This window comes from Ruegeria sp. CDSC081 (assembly GCF_059610485.1).
The window spans coordinates 329,109-350,406 of the sequence record NZ_JBXWNS010000002.1 but is presented as its reverse complement, the minus strand read 5'-3'; the positions used below and the strand labels follow the sequence as shown (position 1 = coordinate 350,406).

Below are 21,298 nucleotides of genomic sequence, written 5' to 3'. Positions count from 1 at the left end.
AAAGTTCCGATGGTCGAACGAGCCTGCCCTGACCTAGACCATTTGCACTAGCAATGCTGCATGATTTACAGCCTGGTCGCGTATCCCCGAAAATGTGAATCCTGGCGCGTTTAGGTATCTCTGTAACGAGCGTCGGCTCACTCCCATTTCATCTGCCACGCATTGGACCGTTGCCCTACCGTCTCGGGCCAAATCGAGCCTTGGTTCGGGACCAATAGACCACTCGTGGCGCGCTGATGTTCGCGTAATCTCCAACGTGGAAATTCGACCTATTTGAGTGCAAGGTAATTACGGGCTGCATTTGGAGGAATACGTTTTGATGGAATCGAATTCTGACTCTGGGACTTCCTCAGAATACTCCATAGCGGTGGAGGGCTTTGATCTGGACCTCGCAAAGTCTGTCTTTCTCGGCAATTTCAGCGGCGGGATCAATGCATGTGTAGAATGCTGTGACGCCCATTTGCAGGGCAATCCCATGGCTTTGAACTGGATTGCATTGGACGGGCACCATGAGACCCGCGACTTTAAGCAGTTGCGCGACGAAGCTGCGCGTTTTGCCAATTTGCTTAAGGAACAAGGCATCCAACCCGGCGACATCGTGGCGGGTCTGTTGCCGCGCACCCCGGATCTTGTGACAGTTGTTCTAGGCGCCCTCCGGGCCGGTGCGGCCTATCAACCTTTGTTTACAGCCTTTGGGCCCAAGGCCATTCAAGACCGTTTGACCATGAGCGGGGCGAAGCTGGTTGTGACCGACGCCGCGAACCGCGAAAAACTCAGCGGAGTGGAAGGTTGCCCGCCTGTCGCGATGATTGTGGATACGCAACAAGGGGTAGTTGGGGGAGACATTGATTTCCGCCGGGCAATGGCCTCGCAATCGCCTGAGTTCGTCCCGGTATTGCGGAACGGCGATGACCTGATGTTCATGATGGCGACATCTGGAACTACAGGTCCCGCAAAAGGAGTTCCCGTGCCCCTAAAGGCGCTGCCTGCCTTTAGATCTTACATGGTCGAAGGGATCGGTCTGCGGCATGAGGATGTTTTCTGGAACATTGCCGATCCGGGCTGGGCCTATGGTCTATACTATGCGTTGATCGGCCCGCTACTGTTGGGTCATGCAACCACTCTGGTCGAGGGACCATTCACAGTGGACAGTACATATGACGTGATTTCGAGATTGAATGTGACTAACTTTGCAGGCGCGCCTACTGCGTTTCGACTAATCATCGCCGCCGGAACCGAGCGCGCGGCACAGCTGCGCGATCAGATCCGGTGCATCAGCAGCGCAGGCGAGCCGCTAAACCCCGAAGTCATCCGCTGGTTCGAGACCGAACTGAATGCGCCGATCAAAGATCACTATGGGCAGACCGAAACGGGTATGCTGGTGAATAATCATCACGGGCTCGAACATCCGGTTCGTCCGGGATCGGCCGGCTTTGTTATGCCGGGATACAGGGTCGAGGTTCTGGCCGATGATGGCAGCATCGCCGATTTCAATGAGCCTGGTCAATTGGCCGTCAACATCGCGGATTCACCTCTCTTGTTTTTTAGCGGCTACCTGAACAAGGGCGACAAATCGATCGAGAACGGATACTATCTTACCGGGGACACGGTGGAGCGGGACGAACACGGATGTATCACTTTCGTAGGGCGGAACGACGACGTCATCACCTCTTCGGGGTATCGCATCGGACCGTTTGACGTTGAAAGCGCTCTGATTGAACACCCTTCTGTGACGGAGGCGGCAGTTGTAGGCGTGCCGGACAAGGAACGGACCGAAATAGTGAAAGCGGTGGTCGTACTGGCGGAAGGCACAGAAGGTAATGAGGCGTTGGCTGCAGTGCTGAAGGATTATGTCAAACAGCGCCTTTCTGCACACGCCTATCCTCGGCTTATCGAATTCGTTAGAGAACTGCCAAAGACACCCAGCGGCAAAATTCAAAGGTTCCTGCTTCGACAAGCGAGTGTCGGCGCCACTTGATCTAGCCTCTCGAAGGCAAGCTTCGTCGTTCAACTACATGGCAATTCTGCTGGGCAGCAACCGGCGACTTAGGGTCAGGACCCATTGATTTTCACCGCTCTGCATGATTCACGGGTGGAAAATCAAGCGGTGACATGAGAGATCTTTATTGGCTAAATGACGTGCAGATGGCACGTTTCGAGCCCTACTTTCCAAAGTCACATGGCAAGCCACGTGTCGATGATCGACGCGTGCTGAGTGGTATTATCTTCATCAACCGCAACGGTTTACGCTGGCGAGATGCACCCAAAGAGTATGGACCGCATAAGACGCTGTACAACCGCTGGAAGCGATGGAGTGAGAAAGGTATTTTTGCCCGGATCATAATGGGATTGGCCACCGAGCACGGCGAAGAAAAGACTGTCATGATCGACGCCACCTATTTGAAGGCCCACCGGACTGCGACCAGCATGGGCGTCAAAAAGGGGGGCGTGGACGCCTGATTGGACGGACCAAAGGCGGTTTGAACACCAAGCTGCATGCTGTCTGCGACAGTCAGGGACGCCCCATTAGCTTCTTTGTAACGGCTGGACAGGTCAGCGATTACATTGGTGCGAAGGCACTATTGAGCAGCCTGCCGAGCGTCGAATGGCTGCTTGGTGATCGCGGCTATGATGCTGATTGGTTCGGAAAAGCCCTGCAAAATAAGGGTATACGGCCATGTATCCCTGATAGAAAGTCGCGTGCCAAAGCCGTGCGCTATGACAAGCGCCGGTACAAACGGCGCAATCGCATCGAGATCATGTTCGGCAGATTGAAAGACTGGCGGCGGGGCGCAACCCGCTATGACCGATGTCCAAAGGTCTTCCTCTCAGCAATCGCTCTCGCAGCAACCGTCATCTATTGGTTATGAGTCCTGACCCTAAACAATGCGGCATCAAAATACGCTCCCGATACTCAAACTTGGTGCTGTAAACAGGCTTGGCGGTTCAAAACCCACCGGTGCAGAAAACCAATGCTCGTTGAATTTTCTTGCAGAACCAACAGTACAGTGTTGAGATTGCTTCTGTCATTGGGAGGCTGGTCGGATGTTGATCTGGCCAACGCAATTAGATCAACTAGCGACTTAGAGCGACCGCCACTAACGACGAATTGACGAGTATCGCGCTGGGAATTTCGGCACGACACATAGGGGAGGAAAGAAATTGAAAAATCTGACGACGACGCTGGCGGGATCGCTGATAGCATTTGCGGCTTCGCTAACTGCGGCCCAAGCTGAGAAGCTGACGTTTTACTGCTCGGCACAGGAAGATTGGTGTCAACTCATGGCGCGCAGTTTCGAGGATGCCACCGGTATAGACGTCAATATGACCCGCAAGTCCTCGGGCGAGACGTTTGCACAAATTCGCGCGGAAAGTTCTAACCCTAAAGGCGATGTATGGTGGGGCGGTACCGGTGATCCCCATTTGCAAGCCGCCGAAGAAGGCTTGACGATGGAGTACGTGTCGCCGATGCGTGACCAGCTTCACGACTGGGCGATCTCGCAGGCTGAAAGTGCAGGAAACAAGACCATCGGAATTTATTCAGGCGCACTCGGCTACGGCTATAACTCCGACCTCTTGGCCGCGAACAGCTTGCCCGAGCCCGCATGTTGGAAAGACTTGCTGAAGCCCGAGTATAAAGGGCACGTGCAAATGGCGAACCCGAATTCCTCGGGCACCGCTTATACGACGCTTGCCTCGATGGTTCAGATATTTGGCGAAGACGACGGCTTTGAGTTCATGAAGGGCCTACATTCGAATATCAACCAATACACCAAGTCGGGTTCAGCCCCAATCAAGGCCGCCGGTCGGGGTGAGAACACCATCGGTATCGTCTTCATGCATGATGCGGTCAAGCAGGCCGTATCAGGTTTTCCGGTCAAGGTCGTGGCCCCATGCGAGGGCACAGGCTATGAGATCGGCTCGATGTCGATCATTGATGGCGCTCGAAATGAAGAAGAAGCCAAAAAGTTCTATGACTGGGCTCTCAGCCCCGAGGCCCAGAACCTTGCGCTTGAGGTTAACGCCTTCCAGGTTCCGTCCAACAAAAATTCGGAGACCTCTGAAAGCGCACCTGACATGAGCCAGATCAAGCTTATTGACTATGACTTCAAAAAGTACGGCTCGTCTGACGAACGCAAGCGTCTCTTGCAGAAATGGGACGAAGAGGTCTCAGTACTGCCTCAGTAAGTGACTGACACCACACCAAAAACGAACCACCCGGTTCTGATCTTCTGGATTGTTGCCGGGTGGGTCGGTTTCTGTCTGCTGCCATGGTTCATGGTGGAGGATGGCATTTGGTCATTCGTATGGCTGGTCGATGGATATCCGTTCGATGAAGATTATGCGCCCGCCGCTTTCCTGATCGGACAGGGCGAAAAGCTGTGGCTTACGCCGCTTTTGGTCCCGCTTACCTTGCCTTTGTTGATACTCGGCAAACCGAAGTCCGATCCACAATACGCACGTATCCTGATTTTGGCTGGTGCCTTGGGTTTTGGCTGGCTGATTGCGCAAGGGTTCTCAATTGGCATTCGCGGGTTCAATTTCGACTGGATGAAGGCGCTGTTCGGAGAGCCGAAGATCCGCCAGTTCGGCATGGGATACGGCGCGATGATCTGCGCCACTGCGTTCCTGTTCCTTTTAACTCAGGGTATTGCGGCGCGCGGTGCCATCAACGGCGACGTTTTCGTCGTCAGCGCAATTGGCGGCGTAATCACCATTGTTACAATTTTCGTTTTCTTTCCAATTGCGAAGATGTTGTTTGCCGCCTTCGTTACCGAAGATGGTGCCTATTCAGTTTCGGTATTTGCCTCGAAATTCTTTGATGACCGACTTTGGGGATTGGGCTGTTTTGCCGGTGCCAAATGTGGGGCCGCGTGGAACTCTCTGTTTCTTGCAGTTCTTGTGGGCTTCATCACAACCGCGCTTGGCCTTTGTTTCGCGCTTGTCGTCACACGGTCAGGTTTTCGTTTTAAACGCGGGATGCGCGCGCTGACAGTTTTGCCGATTATCACACCGCCCTTCGTGATTGGTCTTGCACTGATCTTGCTGTTTGGGCTTTCCGGTTCGGTCACCAAATTCGTTGCCGAGATCTTTGGCGTGCAGCCTACGCGCTGGCTTTATGGCATGCCCGGGGTGCTAATCGCTCAGACTCTGGCATTTACGCCGATCGCCTTTCTGGTTTTGATCGGGGTGGTCGAAGGGGTGTCACCTTCGATGGAAGAGGCTGCCCAAACTCTGCGGGCAAATCGTTGGCAAACATTCAAAACCGTATCCCTGCCTCTGATGCGTCCCGGCCTGGCCAATGCCTTCCTGCTTGGGTTCATCGAATCCATGGCCGATTTTGGCAACCCGCTTGTTTTGGGCGGGAATTTCGATGTGCTGTCGACCGAGATTTTCTTCGCCATCGTCGGAGCGCAGTACGATCAGGGCCGTGCTGCTGTTCTGGCCATGGTGCTCTTGTTCTTCACACTTTCCGCCTTCTATGCGCAGCGCGCGTGGCTGGGGAAAAAGAGTTATACCACCGTTTCCGGCAAGGGCGACGCGGGTGTGCACCCCTTGATGCCGCGCGGCCTTGCCATACCGGTTCTGGGCATCGCAATTGCCTGGGCAGTTTTCACTGCCGTGGTTTACGGGATGATCATCTATGGAAGTATCGTCGAACTGTGGGGCGTCGATAACTCGCTGACGTTCAAGCACTACGTCACAGCCTTTTCGGTTCGCTTCGAAGAAGAAGGTATTCGCTGGACCGGAGCCGCCTGGGACAGTTTCTGGACCACAATCACCATTGCTGCCATTGCCGCACCGTTGACGGCCGCCGTGGGGTTGGTCACTGCCTATCTGCTGACACGGCAAAGTTTTGCGGGAAAGAATGCGTTTGAGTTTGGCACGATGCTCTCTTTCGCTATTCCCGGCACGGTTATTGGCGTCAGCTATATCCTGGCATTCAACGTGCCGCCGATCGAGATCACTGGCACGGGCGTTATCCTTGTGGTCAGCTTTATCTTCCGCAATATGCCGGTTGGGGTTCGCGCGGGTATTGCGTCTATGTCACAATTAGACAAGTCGCTTGACGAGTCTTCGCTGACGCTCGGTGCAAATTCCTGGCAGACTTTCAGGCGGGTAATTCTTCCTCTTTTACGGCCCGCTATCCTAGCTGCGCTGGTTTACAGTTTTGTCCGGGCCATGACGGCGATTTCGGCGGTGATATTTCTTGTTTCAGCAGAGTATGACATGGCTACCAGCTACATTATCGGTCGGGTCGAAAACAACGATTACGGTCTTGCAATCGCATATTCCACAACGCTGATCTTCGTGATGTTGGCGGCAGTCGGGATGTTACAAATCCTCGTGGGCCGTGTTCAGATCGGGCGACGTACACAACTCGGGACAGAGAAAACGACATGACCGAAACGACTATAGCAAGTAAGGCCGCGCCTGTTCGTTTCGACGGTGTTTCGAAAGTGTTCGGCAAGGATGTGGTGGCCGTCGACAGCATCGATCTGCACGTCCAAGCGGGCAAACTGGTGACGCTTTTAGGCCCCTCGGGCTGCGGTAAAACGACGACGTTGCGCATGATCGCAGGACTGGAAATGGCGACCTCGGGTCGAATTCTGATCGGCGACCGGGACGTGACCAAATTACCCGCTACCGATCGTGACGTGTCGATGGTCTTCCAATCCTACGCGCTTTTTCCGCATATGAGCGTGCTAGAAAACGTCATGTATGGGTTGACCTTTTCCGGCTTTGACAAGCGCGAGTCCCGTTCGCGCGCGCTGCATGGGTTAGACTTGGTTGGCCTGAAGGGCTTCGACAATCGTTTGCCAAGCGAACTTTCCGGCGGGCAGCAACAGCGTGTTGCTGTCGCTCGTGCATTGGTTTTGGAGCCACAGGTTTTGCTCTTTGACGAACCTCTCTCAAACCTCGATGCGAAACTGCGTCGCCAAGTGCGCGAAGATATCCGTGCCATTCAGCAAGATCTCGGTTTGACCGTCGTCTATGTGACTCACGATCAGGAAGAAGCCCTTGCCGTTTCAGATGAGATTGTCGTCATGCGCAACGCTGCCATCGCACAGATCGGCACGCCGCGTAAACTATATGATGCGCCGGTTGACCGGTTCGTGGCCGATTTCATTGGTGAGGCTAACCTGATCAGTTGCACTATTCTTTCCGTCGAAGGCGATTTAGCCACGATCGAAATCGAGGGCTATCAACATACGCTCCCTTCTCGTGGCCTAACGCCTGGTCCCGCAACGCTGGCCGTGCGCCCGTCACGGATATTGATTGGATCTGATACCGGCATCCCGGCCAAGGTTGCCAAGGCGACCTATGTTGGCGTGCGGATGGAGTACACTCTGGCCGGTGCCTTCGGGCAGGTATTTGCTGTGCAGGACGACGTGGACGAGCCACTGGAAATCGGCTCGGAAGTCAAAATGTCTTTTGCCGAACGTGGCCCCGTTCTGTTGCCGGAAGGGTGACGTGGGTAATCTTTTAGTCGTCTCTCACCCGGAGGTCGTCCTTGAGCCAGAGACACCGGTCACCGAATAGGGTCTGAGTGAAATTGGCCGCGCCCGAGCCGACACATTTTCACAAAGTAAGACCATGTCTAGCGTGACAGATATCTGGTCCAGTACCGAGCGAAAAGCGTCCGAAACAGACGCTATCCTCGCAAAGCCTTTGGGGCTGGTCGCGAATTCCGAGCCTGGATTGAGTGAGAACGACCGAAGCACTACCGGCTCCCTTCGTCCCTCGATATTCGAGGTCCGCCGCTGACACCTTCTTCAAGGCACCCAAGTCCAGCTTCTGCAGTTGGGAAACAGCCCATGCCGCGCAACTGCATATCGTTCGAACAGTCCTGTCAATCGTCAAAAACCGCGACAGAAGAGACTTGGCCATTTTAACCCACGGCGCGGTCGGAACACTGCTTTGATGCCATCTTGCAGGGCAGAAAATCGATCGTCGGATTGTTCAACCTGGTCTGGGCCACTTCTGGCGTGCGGATATTAAAACTCTTCAACCTGAATTCGGGTCGAGCCCGATTGCCTGAACGACGTTATTCGTTCCAAGCGTCGTCGCAGATCATTTTCAAGGTCTCGAACACGGCCGGTGTGCCAGCGATTACGCGACCACCGTCCCGGATCATCCCGTCGGCGTCTTGATCCTCGATCTCGCCACCTGCTTCGGCAATCATCAACTGACCGGCGAGGCAATCCCAGGCGTTCATGTGTTCTTCAATGTACCCCAATAGACGTCCCGCCGCGACATAGGCCAGCGAAAGCGCACCGCTTGCATTGCGATGATAAAGAGCGCCACGTTCGATAAGGGCCGCAATCACCGGAATGACCTTTGATGCTTCGACCCGGTTCGAATAGCCAATTGAGACGGTCCCACTTGCAAGTTCCACGCTTGAGGCAACCTGCATGGCGTGTCCATTCAAAGTGGCACCTTCGCCTCGGACCGCCACGTAAGTTTCACCAACGTTTGGCTCGAAAATTACGCCGACCTGCGTCTGACTGTCTGAGACGCCCGCTAAGACAATCGTCCAGGCCGGAATACCATTGACGAAGTTCGTTGTCCCATCAATCGGATCGATCACCCAGTCAAAACCGCTGGAGCCAGCTTTTTCCGCGTGTTCTTCGCCATAAATCCCATCATCGGGAAAAGAGTTCATAATCTTTTGACGAATGAAGGTTTCGACGTTGCGATCCGCCTCGCTGACCCAGTCTTGCGCGCCTTTTTGATCAATGACCAAGGTATCTCTGGAAGCAAAATACTCTAGTGCAAGCGCGCCTGCCTCTTCTGCTACCGCAACGGCGAAGTTTCTTCGTGCAATGATGTTATGCATAGGTCGGCTCACTTCCTGCTAAATGCAACACCATCCCTAGTGGATGGGGTGTCAGAACACAAAACAGTGTTTGCCAGACAAAAATCCACTTTCTTCGAGTCGCCCGAGTTTCTGTCGAAAGAATATGCCAATTAAAGCACTCATTCACTTCCGTGCAGTGAAGTCGCATATTGCTCGTGACCCTCGCCGGATTTTGAGAACACTGCATCGCAGCACTTGAAGTTGCGATGATGGTCCGCTTCGGGTTGCCAGCGAGAGCGGCCCAGAGATGTTATATTTCAATGGCTTCAGAGATAGCCAAGGCATCTTCAAGTTCAACGCCAAGATACCTGACCGTGCTGCCCATCTTTGTGTGCCCCAACAGAAGCTGGAAGGTGCGAAGCACAAAGTTCCATATGCTGCGACCTGCATCATAGTCCGCTTTCGTTCAGTCGATCCAATGAGCCAAATCACATAATCACAATTGTTCCCTTCATATGTGGATGAAACGCACAGAAATATTTTGTTTCCATACCTTTAGTAACCTCAACTTTGGCGCTGACACCGTTTGGGATCTCCCCAGTGTCCCATCCGAACTCATCGGCCGTGGCCGTATGTGGTGCCAGATCTTCATTGGTCCATTGAATGGTATCACCAACAGACACGTTCAGAAGCTTTGGCGTGAATGCAAATGCTTTGATCTTGACTTCGTGGACTACGGGTTCTGCCGCCCGGGCCCGCGTTCGGGTTAAAGCGAGAGCGGCCGCCGATGCGACCGCTCCAACCATTACGCGACGGCGTGAATGGGCTTTTCCCATCACTGCAGTGCCTCGACCATCATTTCGGCGTGACCTTCATGGGCTTTAAAGATCTCAAGGCCCTGCTCGAACAGAGCCTTCACCTCGGCATTGTCGATATTGGGGATCATCGTGTTCTCCACCAGATCATTCACCGCCTGGTGATAGGCCAATTCATTGGCTGCATAAGCGGCATCAAACTCTGCTCCACGCAGCTTGACGAAGCCATCGATGATCTCTTCGGCATTGGCATTCAGCGTTTGGCTGAACGCATTGTCCTGCGCTGACGCGCCCAGTTTTTCGAGCAGGCCCAAGGCCGCTGCGTTCACGGCAGTATGGTCGCGGATCATCGTGTTTGCGAATTCATGGATGTCGGGGTTCGAAGACAAAGCCAGCGCCAGATAGGCATACCGAATGTCGATGTTGTCGGCCGTATAGGCAATGTGAGCGTATTCGAGATCGCTCATCTCGGCGACGTCCTGCGCAGAGGCTTGAGCGCCAGTCATGGCAAGTGCCACAGCAAATGCGGAAATCAGTTTCTTCATTTTGGAGACTCCACTGAGTGTTACGATGGCAATAGGAGTAATCCGAACCGGGAAGTGAGATATATGCGGGAACGTTCGATTTTCTGTGCAGATCGTTCAAGCTGCTGTACAAAAACGCCAAATACTGCCATGAAAATGCATGCTTGATTTGCTTAGCGATATTCTTACGAAACTGTCTGTTCAAGGCGCGCTCTATTTTCGAACTTCGTTGACCACCCCTTGGGGGATTGAAGTTCCCAAGTTCAAAAACGTCGCCCGATTTCATTTTGCTCATAGGGGCAATTGCCTGATCGAAGTTGAAGGATATGAAAAAGTGGTGGCGCTGGAGCAGGGCGATCTGTTGATTGTTCCGCATGGCGCGTCACACAAGTTGTACTGCGCGGCTGAAACAAGAAATGCAGTTTTGCCGCTGGACACGGTCATCGAACGGTCGGGATACACTGGGACTGGGGTTCTGGTTTACGGCGGCGACGGCGATGAACGTGACACGCAACTTATCTGCGGCCATTTTTCATTCGACCCTCATGCAAAACATATACTGTTGGAACGCCTTCCACCGTTCATTCACCTCAGGAATTACGGGGAATCCGCTGGAAAATGGATGGAGGCGACACTGCGCATGATCGGAGATGAGGCCGGGGGTCTTCGCCTCGGTGGCGATCTCATTGCTTTGAAAATGTCAGAAGCCATTCTTGCGCAGGCCATACGTTCGTTTGTGGAAAGTGACGAATCCTCGAGGTGGGGCTTGAACGGATTCTCTGATCACCATCTGGCCCGGGCTCTTGACGCGTTTCACAAGGATCCAAGCGCATCCTGGACGATAGAAACAATGGCGCGCATTGCAGGCATGTCACGAACAAACTTTGCGGTTCAGTTTCAGAAAAAGATGGCGATGTCGCCAATGCAATACGTAACAGCTTGGCGGCTGGAGATCGCCAAACGCTGTCTTACTGACCCATCAAGTTCTGTTTCGGATGCGGCAGAACGTGCTGGATACGCATCGGATTCTGCTTTTGCACGCGTTTTCAAGAGGGAAATCGGCCTCTCACCTGCCGGCTTCCGTCGGCAAATCACGTTATCATCGGCGCAATAAACCGGACGGGATCTGTTGCGAAGTTTTAACTTGCCACAGTGATATCTTTGTACCGGCGGACTAAGCCGCCAGCTCCGCAAATTGCCGAAACGGACAGACACCGGGCGTGATTTGTCCTTTGCGGATTATGTGCACCACTTCTATTCCGTCGAGCGTTTTGCCGTGGTTGTCGACGGCTGGGTAAAGATAGACCCACGCGCCTTTCCCCTTGATGTAGGTCGTACCATGCGCACTATAATAGGTATTGACAATACCTATTATAGTGCGCAGATAGTGAGGCGTATCGTTAAGGTAGATCCGATGACTCGTACCATGCCAATTCGGCCACATATGTTTGACATCACAGCGGATGAAATCGCGACTTTGGTCAACCGGTTCTATGCGCGCATCAGAGTGCATCCTGATCTGGGGCCGGTATTTGGCAGGGCAATCGAAGATTGGCCGGAACACGAAGAAAAGATCGCAGCCTTTTGGCGCGGCGCCATTCTTCGAGAGACAGGCTATTCGGGTAACCCGATGCAGGTTCACCTGGCGAACTCTGAAATCCAGCCAGAACATTTTCGCCTGTGGCTCGACCTGTTCGAAGACACCGCAAAAAAAGCCCTTAAACCTGCAACCGCCGAAGCGTTCTCACATTTGGCCAGGAGGATCGGTAAGGGCTTGTCATTCGGAATTGAGAACTTTCGTCGAGAGGCTGACGCTCCGCCGGTGTTGTCATGACGGTCTCTGTCTATACCAAAGCTCAGGTCATCTCTGATCCTCCCGCACGCGTTGTCAAACGTTGGCTGCAGGCGGGCTGGGGCGACGTGAAACGCAACCCGGGATATTCCTTGCTTTACGGTGGTTCACTCGTAGTTCTGGGGTGGATTTGCGTTGCGGCCCTGATGCTCAACGATCTTGGTTGGGTTTTGTTGCCTTTGCTAGCTGGCGGCGTTTTGGTCGGACCACTTGCAACGATTGGTCTTTATTCCGTAGCAAGCGGTAAAACAGGGCTCAGAGCGGCCACGGGTCAGATTACGTTGGTGGGCGTCATACTGATGGTTTTTGCCCTAATCTGGATTCGCGCGGCCACAGTTATGTTCGCCATAGTCTACGGGCTGCGCCCATTCTCAAGCTTCGCAGATACGCTGCTTTTGCTGATTACTACGTCATCAGGATGGGCGCTGTTGATCGCAGGATCATTCGTTGGCGGGCTGTTTGCGGCATTAGGGTTTGCGGTGTCAGCGTTTTCATTGCCAATGCTGATCGACCGCCAGATCGATGGCTTCTCGGCTATGGGGCTCAGCTTTAACGCCACCACTCACAACTTCAAGCTTTGCTTGTGCTGGGGAGCCATCATCACTCTTTTGACTTTGGTTGGAATACTGTCCGGGCTACTGGGTTTGGTCGTGGTGTTCCCATTGCTCGGGTACGCGACCTGGCATGCTTATGCCGAGCTTTTTCATGGAGATGCATAAATGACCGAAGCGCTTCCAAAAGGCGTGGTGCACTATGCGACCTCGCGGTTCACGCATGAGACATTGCCAGAAAAGCTGCGCAAAGATCACAGCACCAAAGCGGGTGTCTGGGGTCAATTGGCTGTGCAACATGGGCAGCTTCTACTGTGCCGGGATGACAAGGATGACCTACTTCTGGGCGCAGGGGATACTGCTGTGTTCGCACCACAGGAAACTCATTCGGTGAATCCGATTGGCGAAGTCGAGTTTGAAGTACGCTTCCACCGGCAGGAGGCGCCCGATGCAGCGTGAGAGTTTTCTTGAGGATGCTGCCGTCCTGTGTGCCCTTGCTTTGATCTTTGTCGGTGGCGTAGCCATACTTGGCTGGGGGGTTCCTACCGCCTACGTGCTGCATGGTTGGTTGATCGCAATAGCCGCTGGTTGGGGGTTGATGTGGATGATCAACCGTTTGAGCGAGGCCCCAAAGGACATCCCTTTAGAATACAATGACAAGGTCATTCGGTTTGGTGTCATCGCCGCGCTGATTTGGGCAATCATAGGGTTCACGGTTGGCGATATCCTCGCCTGGCAGTTGGCGTTTCCAGCACTGAACGGCGATATGTTCTGGTCGAACTTCGGCCGTTTGCGCCCGGTTCATACATCTGCCGTGATTTTTGGTTTTGGCGGCAACGCGTTAATCGCGACGTCGTTTTATGTGGTCCAACGTACCTCGCGCGCCAGATTGGCCAGTGAATCGCTGCCCTGGATGGTGTTCTGGGGGTACAATCTGTTCATGGTCCTTGCGGCGACCGGCTACCCCTTGGGGATCACCCAATCCAAGGAATATGCCGAACCGGAATGGTATATGGATCTGGTTTTGCTGATCGTCTGGGTTGGTTATCTAGGTCTGTACCTAAAGACGCTCTCTCGCCGAGCTGAACCGCATATCTATGTGGCTAACTGGTACTACCTGGCCTTCATCGTCGTCATCGCGATGCTGCATACGGTGAACAACCTCTCGGTTCCGGTTTCCATCGCCTATCCCAAAAGCTACTCGCTGTTTTCCGGCACACAGGATGCAATGACGCAATGGTGGTATGGGCACAATGCTGTTGGCTTCCTGCTGACCGCCGGGTTCCTAGGGATGCTGTATTACTTCTTGCCCAAAGCTGTGAACCGGCCGATCTACTCTTACCGAATGTCAATTGTTGGCTTCTGGGGGATCACCTTCCTGTATCTCTGGGCTGGTTCACATCACCTTCACTACACTGCACTACCGGACTGGGTTCAGTACCTTGGCATGACCATGTCGATCATCCTGCTGGTCCCCAGCTGGGCCTCTGTGTTCAACGGCATCCTTACGATCAACGGGGCCTGGGATAAGGTCCGGACGGATCCGGCGGTCCGGTTTATGATGGTCGCGATTCTGTTCTACGGACTGTCGACATTCGAAGGGTCGTTCATGGCGATCCGTCCGGTCAATTCGCTGAGCCACTACACGGATTGGACCGTCGGCCATGTACATGCGGGGGCGTTGGGCTGGGTCGCCTTCATCACCTTTGGTGCCATGTATAAAATGGTGCCCTGGATTTGGAAACGAGATGGCGTGTATTCATTGCGGCTGGAGGCATGGCACTTCTGGCTCGCCCTGAGCGGGACGCTGATTTACGTCGGCGCTATGTGGAACAGTGGCATCACACAATCGCTGATGTGGCAGACCTATGATGCGGATGGTGCGTTTCTTTATTCCTTCCTCGACAGTGTGATCGCAATGCATCCTTACTATGTCGCCCGTGCGATCGGGGGGCTGCTGTATCTGATCGGTGCGTGCATCGGTGCATACAACATCTACATGACGGTCAGTGGGCCGCGGCAAACCGAGACCAGGCAATCCGGACCTTTGGTCCAGCCGGCGGAGTAGCAGCCCATGAGTACACAACACCAAAAGCTTGAACGCCACTCACTTGGCTTTGCGATGGCCATCCTGCTGGTTGCATCAATCGGTGGCATTGTTGAAATCGCCCCTTTGTTCACCATCGAAAACACGGTGGAAGAAGTCGACGGCATGCGGCCCTACACTCCGCTGGAACTAGCCGGGCGCGATATCTATGTGCGCGAGGGCTGCTATGCCTGCCACAGTCAAATGATCCGCACCCTACGGTCGGACATCGAACGCTATGGGCACTACAGCCTGGCCGCCGAAAGCATGTATGACCACCCGTTCCAATGGGGCTCGAAACGTACAGGGCCGGACTTGGCGCGAGTTGGCGGTAAATACTCTGACGCGTGGCATGTGGCGCATCTGGAAGCGCCGCGAGAGCTGGTCGAGGGGTCGATCATGCCGGGTTATGCGTTTCTGTCCGAGGCGCGCCTTGGGACAGGACATTTACCTGCCTCGCTGACAGCGCTCAGCCGAGCTGGTGTGCCCTATACGGACGCCCAGATCGAAAACGCCGAAAAGGACGCTGCATGGCAGGCGGATGCTGAGCAGTACTTTGAAGGAGAATTACAAGAAAGTTACGGCGAAAAGGTTCAGGTTCGGGATTATGACGGACAACCGGGCAAGCTGACGGAAATGGATGCTCTTGTGGCTTATCTTCAGGTTCTTGGCACATTGGCCGATCTGGACTCGTTAAACCTTGAGGATGTTCAACGATGACACATGATACGGTTCTCGTTTTCTCCAAGACTTGGGGCGCAATCTACCTGCTGGTCGTCTTTTTAGCTGCAGCTATTTGGACCTATTGGCCCTCGCGCCGGAAGGTTTACGACCATGCCGCCCAATCCCCACTCGACAGCCGGGAGGACCAGCCATGTCGATGAAGGAAAAGGATCCCGTTTCCGGCACCGATCTGACAGGCCATGAATGGGACGGTATCAAAGAGTTGGACACACCCGTTCCCTGGGCTGCCCGATGGGCGCTTTGGATCAGTATCATCATAGCAGCGCTGTATTGGGTGTTTTATCCATCTTTCCCGAGTGTGCGTAACTACGCGAAGGGAATGCTTGGCTATTCCTCGCGCGCAGAAGTTACGACGGCACTTCTGCAAGCTGATGCAGATCGAGAGATGACCTTCGCGCCCTTCGCTTCCGGGGATATCGAGGAACTGGCCGCCGACCCCGCGCTTGAGGCGCGGTATAGCGCTTCGATTTCCAAGCTTTATGCTGACAACTGTGCGGCTTGTCACAGGAGTGATCTTAAAGGACAGGTTGGCTTTCCCAATCTGGTGGACGGTCATTGGCTGTGGTCAGGCTCGCCGGAAGAGATAGAGGCTACCATTCGATATGGGATTAATGCGCAGCATGACGATACACGGGTCGCAAAGATGCTTGCTTTCGGTGCGGATGGCATGATCGATAAGCAGCAGGTCAAAGAGGTCACGGAATTTGTCTTGTCTCTGTCTGGACGGCAGCATGATGCGACAGCGGCCGAAAAAGGAAGATTGGTTTTCGAAGAAAACTGCGTGGCATGTCATGGCGATGACGGGCGCGGGGGCTATGAAATCGGCGCGCCCGATCTGGGTGATGAACGCTGGATCTATGGAGGCGACCGGGATGAGATTTACCATAGCATTTATCACGGTCGGCAAGGTGTAATGCCTGCGTGGGAAGGACGTCTGAGCGACGCCCAGATTCGAATGCTCACGTTGTATCTACTGTGGAATGCAGAAGATGCACCAAGTTGAAGAAAATCCACGATTCCGAAGGGCAATGTATCTGATGATACTGGTCCTTCTGGTCGGCTACATCGGGTTCAAGGCATGGCACCTGTCCATGGCTTTCGAGGCATGGGAAGGGCAGGCGATTGTAAAGGCTGTGCCTGGCGCGGCCAAGTAACAATCAAATTATTATAGGACTACAGTTTGCGTATTAATCGCTTGATGCCAGCGCATGACTGACTTCCAACGCTCGGATCAGGTTTTTCATGCCACGGTTTCCTTCCAATACGTCCTGTAAAGTCTTGGTGTCCAAGGCAGCAAAAAACGCCTCCTGAGCTTCGTTCAGAATTGGCAACAATCCACAAGCGGGCGTCATTACACAACAGCCGCCGTCTTCCTTCATGCATTCCACCAAAGGTGTGCCGCGTTCGGATTTTCGTAGTAGGCCGCCAATCGATATCGCATTGGGAGGTAGGGCCATACGCATACCCCCGTTTCGTCCACGCACAGATTCCACATAGCCCTCGTGTGTAAGCCACTGAGAGATCTTGGCTAGGTGATTAAAGGGCAAGTTTTGCATAGCCGCGATCTCACGCGTCGACATCAACCCTTCTTCGTGGGTGGCAAGATGGATCAGGATGCGCAGGGCATAGTCGGAGAACTTGGTAATTTGCATGGTTATTCTTCCCATAAATAATAGGCTTTGAAAATGCCTATTTTATTGACATCTTTTTCTTACCTTTATATTGGGTATTTAGAATACCTAATATAGGAGATGACTCATGCAGCCCGTTGTGTTATTGATCTCGCTGATCCTGATGGCAGTGCTGTCACTTGTCTTCTGGTTGGCCGTGCGGGCTTCTGATGGGTCGGAACCCGGACCCAAGGCCAACTCGAAACGTTCGGGCTTGATCTGGGCAATGACGATTGTCGGCGTAATTGTTGCGGTTGGCACATTGCGACCGTGGCCGCATGCCGTAGCCAGCACAGACGACGCCTTGACCGTCTCTATCACCAGCGGGCAGTGGTGGTGGGATATCGACACAGTCGAGATCCCCGCTGGAATACCCATAAATTTTAGCGCCACGACCGAAGACGTTACCCACGGATTGGGCATTTACACTTCAGACCTTCGCCTTCTGACGCAGGTCCAGGTGATCCCGGGCTACACAACCGAAGTCACGTATACGTTCGATGATCCGGGCTCCTACCAAATCCTGTGCATGGAGTTCTGCGGAGTGGCGCATCAGGACATGGTCAACGAATTCGAAGTCGTCGCGGTGGAGGACTGAATGAGCACTGCATCTGAACCTTTTGCGGGGAAATCAATCGCCGCTGAACCTCAAACCGGAGCGGTCAAGCTCACGATGATCCTTTCAGGCGTGGTTTTTGCCTTGATGATGGTCTTTGGCCTGATCATGCGCGCCGCGCAGGGTCAATGGATCGAAGTGGATCCTGCATTGTTCTATCAGCTCCTGACGGCCCATGGTGCCGGAATGGTCGGTACAGCGGCGCTGTCTGGCGCCGCGATCATGTGGTATTTTTGCGGACGTCACATAGTTCTGACGCCAAGAATTTTTTGGGCATTCCTTGCCCTGTTTTTGTTGGGCGTGGCCTTGATCTTGGGCTCGATCTTCATCGGCGGATATGGCGGCGCATGGACATTCCTGTATCCGTTACCGGCAATGTCCGGCGGAGCGTGGGAGGCAGGTGCAGCGGCTGCGTTTATGCTTGGATATATTTCGATCGGCGTAGGATTTTTGTTGTACTATCTGGAGCTCGGTCGCCAGATTCATGCCCGCTATGGTAGCCTTGTACGGGCCTTGGGCTGGAACCTGATCCTTGGGCGTGAGGACAAGAACCCTCCACCGCCAACCATCGTCGCAGCAGCTGCAGTGACCGTATTCAATTCGATCGGGATCATCCTGGGCGCAGCGGTTTTGGTGGCAAGCCTTGTCCATCTGCTGGTACCGGGATTTGAAGTTAATGCGCTGCTGGCCAAGAACCTGATCTATTTCTTTGGCCACGTTTTCATCAATGCCTCGATCTATATGGCAGTGACTGCGGTTTATGAAATCCTGCCGGAATACACCGGCAAGCCTTGGAAATCGAACCGACTGTTTGCGATAGCCTGGAATGCCGTACTGATATTCGTGATGGCTGTTTACTGGCACCATCTGCTGCAAGATGTTGTCATGCCACCCTGGATGCTGGTGATCGGGCAACTGGTTTCGTACTTCAGCGGCATTCCCCTTATCGCGGTCACGGCGTTTTCCACATTCCTCTACGTGCGCGGCTCAAAAATGACCTGGGATCTGACGTCTTCGCTGCTGGTTCTGTCCGTGGCAGGCTGGGCGGTTGGCTCAATCCCCGCGTCGATCGATGGAATGATCAGCGTGAACAAGGTGATGCACAACACTATGTGGGTCCCCGGGCATTTCCACACCTATCTATTGCTGGGTGAAGTGGCGATGGCTTTTGGTTTCATGGCCTGGTTGGTCCGTGGCAAAACCATCGCCCAGATGAGCGGGCTGGACCGTGCCACCTTTGTGACCTACCTCGCGGGTGCTGCTGGGTTTGTGACAGTGTTTCTGTTCTCTGGCGCGGCTTCGATTCCCCGCCGTTGGGCGGTGCACTACGAAGAATGGCTGACCCATGACCGTATTGGCACTTTGTTCAGCGTGCTTGTTGTGTTGGGAACGTTGCTCTTTGTTCTGCGCTTTGTGCTGCGTCTTGGGCGGAGCAACGGCTGATGATGGCCGACGCTCTTCCCTCGGTTCTTGTCGCAAGCATAGGCTTGGGAACACTCTGGCATGCCACTGACGGAGTGCAGGCATTCACTAGCGAAGCCGCGCGGAGACTGGATGTGGAACGCGCTCCACGTCCAGTTCCAGCCCTACAACTGGAAGATATGTCAGGTCAGTTGCTGCCTCTGTCACCGCAAGGGCAAGAGGTGGTTCTGGTCGAGTTCATCTACACTGTCTGTGGCGACATCTGTCAGATTTCTGCAGCGGATTTTGCCGAGATCCGGGATCAACTGGAGCTGCGTGAAGTGCCCGTCCGGATGATCTCGGTCAGCTTCGATCCTGAGCGGGATACACCAGAGCAAATGGCGACTTACGGAGAGGTTCATGAAGCGGACGGCAAAATGTGGACCGTCGCGCGGCCGAGGTCAGAAGATTTACCGGCATTGTTGAAGCTGTTTGACGTGACCGTCATCCCGGATGAATGGGGTGGGTTTCAGCACAATGCCGCAATCCATGTGATTGACAGAGACGGCCGCTTTTCGGCGGTCTTTGACACTGATGCGATTGACGCTGTTCTGACCCATTTGGAGGAGCACAGCTCATGAAGTTTCTTGGCCTTGCATTACTCGCGGCTGCCGAAGCTGTCGCACTTCGTTATGCGGTCATTGAAAGCCCGATCCAGCATGTCTTGGTTCAGATGCCATTGCTGGTTCTTGCCGGGGTCTTGATCGTTTGGAACAGGCAAGTCCGGCGTGAATGGGCGGTTCCATTGCTCCTTGTCGCCTTAACCGTCTTTCTGTTCTGGATGCTTCCGCGAAATGTCGATTGGGCGCTGACATCGACGGGCGAAATTGCCAAATACCTAAGCTTGCCACTGTTGTTGGGCGTTCCTCTAAGGGTGTCCTGGCCCTGGCTGGGTCCGGTCCTGAGGGGGTTTTTGAAGGCGAACGCGCTGTCGATGCTGGGCGTGTTGGGATTTCTGTACACGCATGCACCTGTCAGGATCTGCAACTCCTACCTGGTCTCGGCTCAGAAGGATCTGGGCATGGCCTTTCTCTACCTCGCTGCTGGCTTGGCCTGTCTCTGGGCTATCCCGATCCTGTTTGGAATTCCAAACGGCCAAAGGTCGAATGCGACCAGCTGCGCAAGCTGTGGAGTGTAATACGAAATGACCTATGCTGACACAGTCATTGGGTTTGCAGAACTGGCGCAAAAGAAAAGCGTCAACCTGCGAGCAGATCCAATCGCCTTTCTGATCCTCGCTGTAAAGGCAGGTGCGTTTGTTGGGGCGGGCATCCTGCTGATCTTTTCCGTGGGGCAGGGCGCGGATCCATCCATCCGTCCCATCGTCATGGGGGCTAGCTTCGGTATCGCCTTGACCCTTGTGGTCTTTGCAGGGGCCGAGCTGTTCACCGGTCACACCATGTACATGACGCACGGATTGCTTGCCAAAAGTATTGCGTGGTCGGATGTGCTGCGCTGTTGGTTTGTCAGTTGGGCAGGAAATCTGATCGGGGCCATATTGTTGACGTTGCTGTTCGTCGTAGGCGGTGGCGGACTTATCCTGGGAGCAGGAGAAGACGCTTTGCTTTACAAGGTGGCCACCAAGAAGATGCACGGCACCGAGTTGGAGCTGTTCGCCAAAGCGATCCTGTGCAATTGGCTGGTTTGTCTCGCCTTGTGGTGTTCGGCGCGCGCAAAAGACGATGTTACCAAATGCATCGTCATCTTCTGGTGCCTGTATGCATTTATCGCCGCCGGGTTTGAACACAGTGTTGCGAACATGACTGTGTTTTCACTGGCGCTACTCTCAGATCATCCCGACAGCATCACCCTGGCCGGAGCCGCCCACAATTTGATGTATGTCACCTTGGGCAACGCACTCGCCGGTGCCGGGATCATGGGCTACGGCTATTGGCGAGCGGCGTCGAAACCCACGGTCAAGGGTGTCGCGACGCCCGCGTCAACCAGACATCCTGTCTAGTGGGGGCGTGATCATGAGCGTGATACAACTTGCCAATATCCTCGTCTCCAAAGACCGATAAGCAAATGCCGGGCCTGTGTCTGGGGCCGAGCAACTCAAAAAGGTAGGATCACTCACAATCTCCAACTGGATGTATTCGCTGGAAATCGCATACTTTCTTGTTAGGGTGCAGCCGGCGCAGAATTCAATCTGCAGCCGTTTGCACAGCGTTTATTG

At 54.1% G+C, this 21,298-nt stretch carries 24 protein-coding genes and 2 pseudogenes; 20 read left to right on the top strand and 6 right to left on the bottom strand.

All coding sequences use genetic code 11. The annotated features are described in order from the left end of the window. The first annotated feature begins 319 nt into the window (after positions 1–319). The 6 genes from AC2FH9_RS04695 to AC2FH9_RS04670 all read left to right on the top strand — a co-directional run bounded on the left by AC2FH9_RS04695 (position 320) and on the right by AC2FH9_RS04670 (position 7,770). Entirely contained in the window at positions 320–1,978 is a 1,659-nt protein-coding gene (locus AC2FH9_RS04695) for an AMP-binding protein (RefSeq protein WP_496870973.1), read from the top strand. A 134-nt stretch (positions 1,979–2,112) separates the two neighbouring features. After that, positions 2,113–2,870 (top strand): IS5 family transposase gene (locus AC2FH9_RS04690; RefSeq protein WP_496870972.1). Its coding sequence is split into 2 segments (ribosomal slippage): positions 2,113–2,434 and positions 2,434–2,870, totalling 759 coding nucleotides; the frame shifts between segments, so codons are not numbered across the junction. A gap of 292 nt (positions 2,871–3,162) precedes the next feature. Beyond that, positions 3,163–4,188, top strand: a complete 1,026-nt coding sequence (locus AC2FH9_RS04685) for an ABC transporter substrate-binding protein (RefSeq protein ID WP_142637631.1) — start codon at positions 3,163–3,165, stop codon at positions 4,186–4,188. After that, positions 4,189–6,405 carry an ABC transporter permease gene (locus AC2FH9_RS04680; protein ID WP_496692016.1) on the top strand — a complete coding sequence of 739 codons (2,217 nt, stop codon included), beginning with the start codon at positions 4,189–4,191 and terminating at the stop codon, positions 6,403–6,405. Continuing rightward, entirely contained in the window at positions 6,402–7,475 is a 1,074-nt protein-coding gene (locus AC2FH9_RS04675; RefSeq protein WP_496870971.1) for an ABC transporter ATP-binding protein, read from the top strand. Before AC2FH9_RS04680 ends, AC2FH9_RS04675 begins: the two co-directional genes overlap by 4 nt. Before the next feature lie 124 nt (positions 7,476–7,599). After that, positions 7,600–7,770, top strand: coding sequence for a hypothetical protein (locus AC2FH9_RS04670; protein WP_496870970.1), 171 nt, complete (start codon positions 7,600–7,602; stop codon positions 7,768–7,770). Between the two features lie 280 nt (positions 7,771–8,050). Here AC2FH9_RS04670 and AC2FH9_RS04665 read toward each other — a convergent pair whose 3' ends face one another. The 4 genes and pseudogenes from AC2FH9_RS04665 to AC2FH9_RS04650 form a co-directional block, all read right to left on the bottom strand. Further along, positions 8,051–8,842 (bottom strand): inositol monophosphatase family protein, encoded by a 792-nt coding sequence (locus AC2FH9_RS04665; RefSeq protein WP_496701367.1) that lies wholly within the window; start codon positions 8,840–8,842, stop codon positions 8,051–8,053. A gap of 271 nt (positions 8,843–9,113) precedes the next feature. Beyond that, positions 9,114–9,224 (bottom strand): annotated as a pseudogene (locus tag AC2FH9_RS04660) (integrase); the annotation flags it as partial. Between the two features lie 67 nt (positions 9,225–9,291). Then, the gene (locus AC2FH9_RS04655) at positions 9,292–9,639 is read right to left on the bottom strand and encodes a cupredoxin domain-containing protein (RefSeq protein ID WP_496870969.1); all 348 of its coding nucleotides are present in this window, start codon (positions 9,637–9,639) and stop codon (positions 9,292–9,294) included. Next, complete coding sequence (locus tag AC2FH9_RS04650; RefSeq protein ID WP_496696619.1) at positions 9,639–10,163, bottom strand: DUF4142 domain-containing protein; 525 nt, start codon at positions 10,161–10,163, stop codon at positions 9,639–9,641. The genes AC2FH9_RS04655 and AC2FH9_RS04650 overlap by 1 nt, the downstream gene beginning before the upstream one ends. Positions 10,164–10,302: 139 nt before the next feature. Here AC2FH9_RS04650 and AC2FH9_RS04645 point away from each other — a divergent pair, with 139 nt between their 5' ends. Next, positions 10,303–11,256: an AraC family transcriptional regulator gene (locus tag AC2FH9_RS04645; RefSeq protein ID WP_496870968.1), complete on the top strand. Its 954-nt coding sequence runs from the start codon at positions 10,303–10,305 to the stop codon at positions 11,254–11,256. Positions 11,257–11,316: 60 nt separating this feature from the next. Here AC2FH9_RS04645 and AC2FH9_RS04640 read toward each other — a convergent pair. Further along, positions 11,317–11,415, bottom strand: a pseudogene (locus AC2FH9_RS04640) (IS6 family transposase); the annotation flags it as partial. 141 nt (positions 11,416–11,556) lie between these two features. Here AC2FH9_RS04640 and AC2FH9_RS04635 point away from each other — a divergent pair. Genes AC2FH9_RS04635 through AC2FH9_RS04600 form a run of 8 tightly spaced genes read left to right on the top strand, consistent with a single transcriptional unit; the run spans position 11,557 to position 16,529 of the window. Next, positions 11,557–11,976 carry a group III truncated hemoglobin gene (locus tag AC2FH9_RS04635; protein WP_496870967.1) on the top strand — a complete coding sequence of 140 codons (420 nt, stop codon included), beginning with the start codon at positions 11,557–11,559 and terminating at the stop codon, positions 11,974–11,976. Further along, positions 11,973–12,713: a DUF2189 domain-containing protein gene (locus AC2FH9_RS04630; RefSeq protein WP_496702374.1), complete on the top strand. Its 741-nt coding sequence runs from the start codon at positions 11,973–11,975 to the stop codon at positions 12,711–12,713. The genes AC2FH9_RS04635 and AC2FH9_RS04630 overlap by 4 nt, the downstream gene beginning before the upstream one ends. Continuing rightward, positions 12,714–13,004: a TehB family protein gene (locus AC2FH9_RS04625; protein ID WP_496702372.1), complete on the top strand. Its 291-nt coding sequence runs from the start codon at positions 12,714–12,716 to the stop codon at positions 13,002–13,004. Continuing rightward, positions 12,994–14,613, top strand: coding sequence for a cytochrome-c oxidase, cbb3-type subunit I (gene ccoN / locus AC2FH9_RS04620; RefSeq protein ID WP_142637651.1), 1,620 nt, complete (start codon positions 12,994–12,996; stop codon positions 14,611–14,613). Before AC2FH9_RS04625 ends, ccoN begins: the two co-directional genes overlap by 11 nt. A gap of 6 nt (positions 14,614–14,619) precedes the next feature. Further along, a complete protein-coding gene (ccoO, locus tag AC2FH9_RS04615; protein ID WP_496870966.1) occupies positions 14,620–15,351 on the top strand; it encodes a cytochrome-c oxidase, cbb3-type subunit II in 732 nt (243 codons plus the stop codon). Further along, positions 15,348–15,515, top strand: coding sequence for a cbb3-type cytochrome c oxidase subunit 3 (locus AC2FH9_RS04610; protein ID WP_496786572.1), 168 nt, complete (start codon positions 15,348–15,350; stop codon positions 15,513–15,515). Before ccoO ends, AC2FH9_RS04610 begins: the two co-directional genes overlap by 4 nt. Further along, the gene (ccoP, locus tag AC2FH9_RS04605) at positions 15,506–16,378 is read left to right on the top strand and encodes a cytochrome-c oxidase, cbb3-type subunit III (RefSeq protein ID WP_496870965.1); all 873 of its coding nucleotides are present in this window, start codon (positions 15,506–15,508) and stop codon (positions 16,376–16,378) included. Before AC2FH9_RS04610 ends, ccoP begins: the two co-directional genes overlap by 10 nt. Positions 16,379–16,403: 25 nt before the next feature. Then, complete coding sequence (locus tag AC2FH9_RS04600; RefSeq protein ID WP_496701351.1) at positions 16,404–16,529, top strand: hypothetical protein; 126 nt, start codon at positions 16,404–16,406, stop codon at positions 16,527–16,529. A 33-nt stretch (positions 16,530–16,562) separates the two neighbouring features. On the opposite strand, the gene AC2FH9_RS04595 is transcribed toward AC2FH9_RS04600, so the two are convergent. Beyond that, the gene (locus tag AC2FH9_RS04595; RefSeq protein WP_496870964.1) at positions 16,563–17,027 is read right to left on the bottom strand and encodes an RrF2 family transcriptional regulator; all 465 of its coding nucleotides are present in this window, start codon (positions 17,025–17,027) and stop codon (positions 16,563–16,565) included. A 106-nt stretch (positions 17,028–17,133) separates the two neighbouring features. Between AC2FH9_RS04595 and AC2FH9_RS04590 the strand changes: the two genes are divergently transcribed. From AC2FH9_RS04590 to AC2FH9_RS04570, 5 genes are read left to right on the top strand one after another with little or no spacing between them, the layout of a single operon-like run. After that, on the top strand, positions 17,134–17,643 hold the full coding sequence (locus AC2FH9_RS04590; RefSeq protein ID WP_496702365.1) for a cupredoxin domain-containing protein: 510 nt from the start codon (positions 17,134–17,136) through the stop codon (positions 17,641–17,643). Beyond that, positions 17,644–19,104, top strand: coding sequence for a cbb3-type cytochrome c oxidase subunit I (locus tag AC2FH9_RS04585; RefSeq protein ID WP_496870963.1), 1,461 nt, complete (start codon positions 17,644–17,646; stop codon positions 19,102–19,104). Beyond that, positions 19,104–19,703, top strand: coding sequence for an SCO family protein (locus AC2FH9_RS04580; RefSeq protein WP_496870962.1), 600 nt, complete (start codon positions 19,104–19,106; stop codon positions 19,701–19,703). The genes AC2FH9_RS04585 and AC2FH9_RS04580 overlap by 1 nt, the downstream gene beginning before the upstream one ends. Then, the gene (locus AC2FH9_RS04575) at positions 19,700–20,260 is read left to right on the top strand and encodes a hypothetical protein (RefSeq protein ID WP_496870961.1); all 561 of its coding nucleotides are present in this window, start codon (positions 19,700–19,702) and stop codon (positions 20,258–20,260) included. The genes AC2FH9_RS04580 and AC2FH9_RS04575 overlap by 4 nt, the downstream gene beginning before the upstream one ends. Before the next feature lie 6 nt (positions 20,261–20,266). Then, a complete protein-coding gene (locus AC2FH9_RS04570; RefSeq protein ID WP_496749336.1) occupies positions 20,267–21,082 on the top strand; it encodes a formate/nitrite transporter family protein in 816 nt (271 codons plus the stop codon). Positions 21,083–21,298 lie beyond the last annotated feature (216 nt).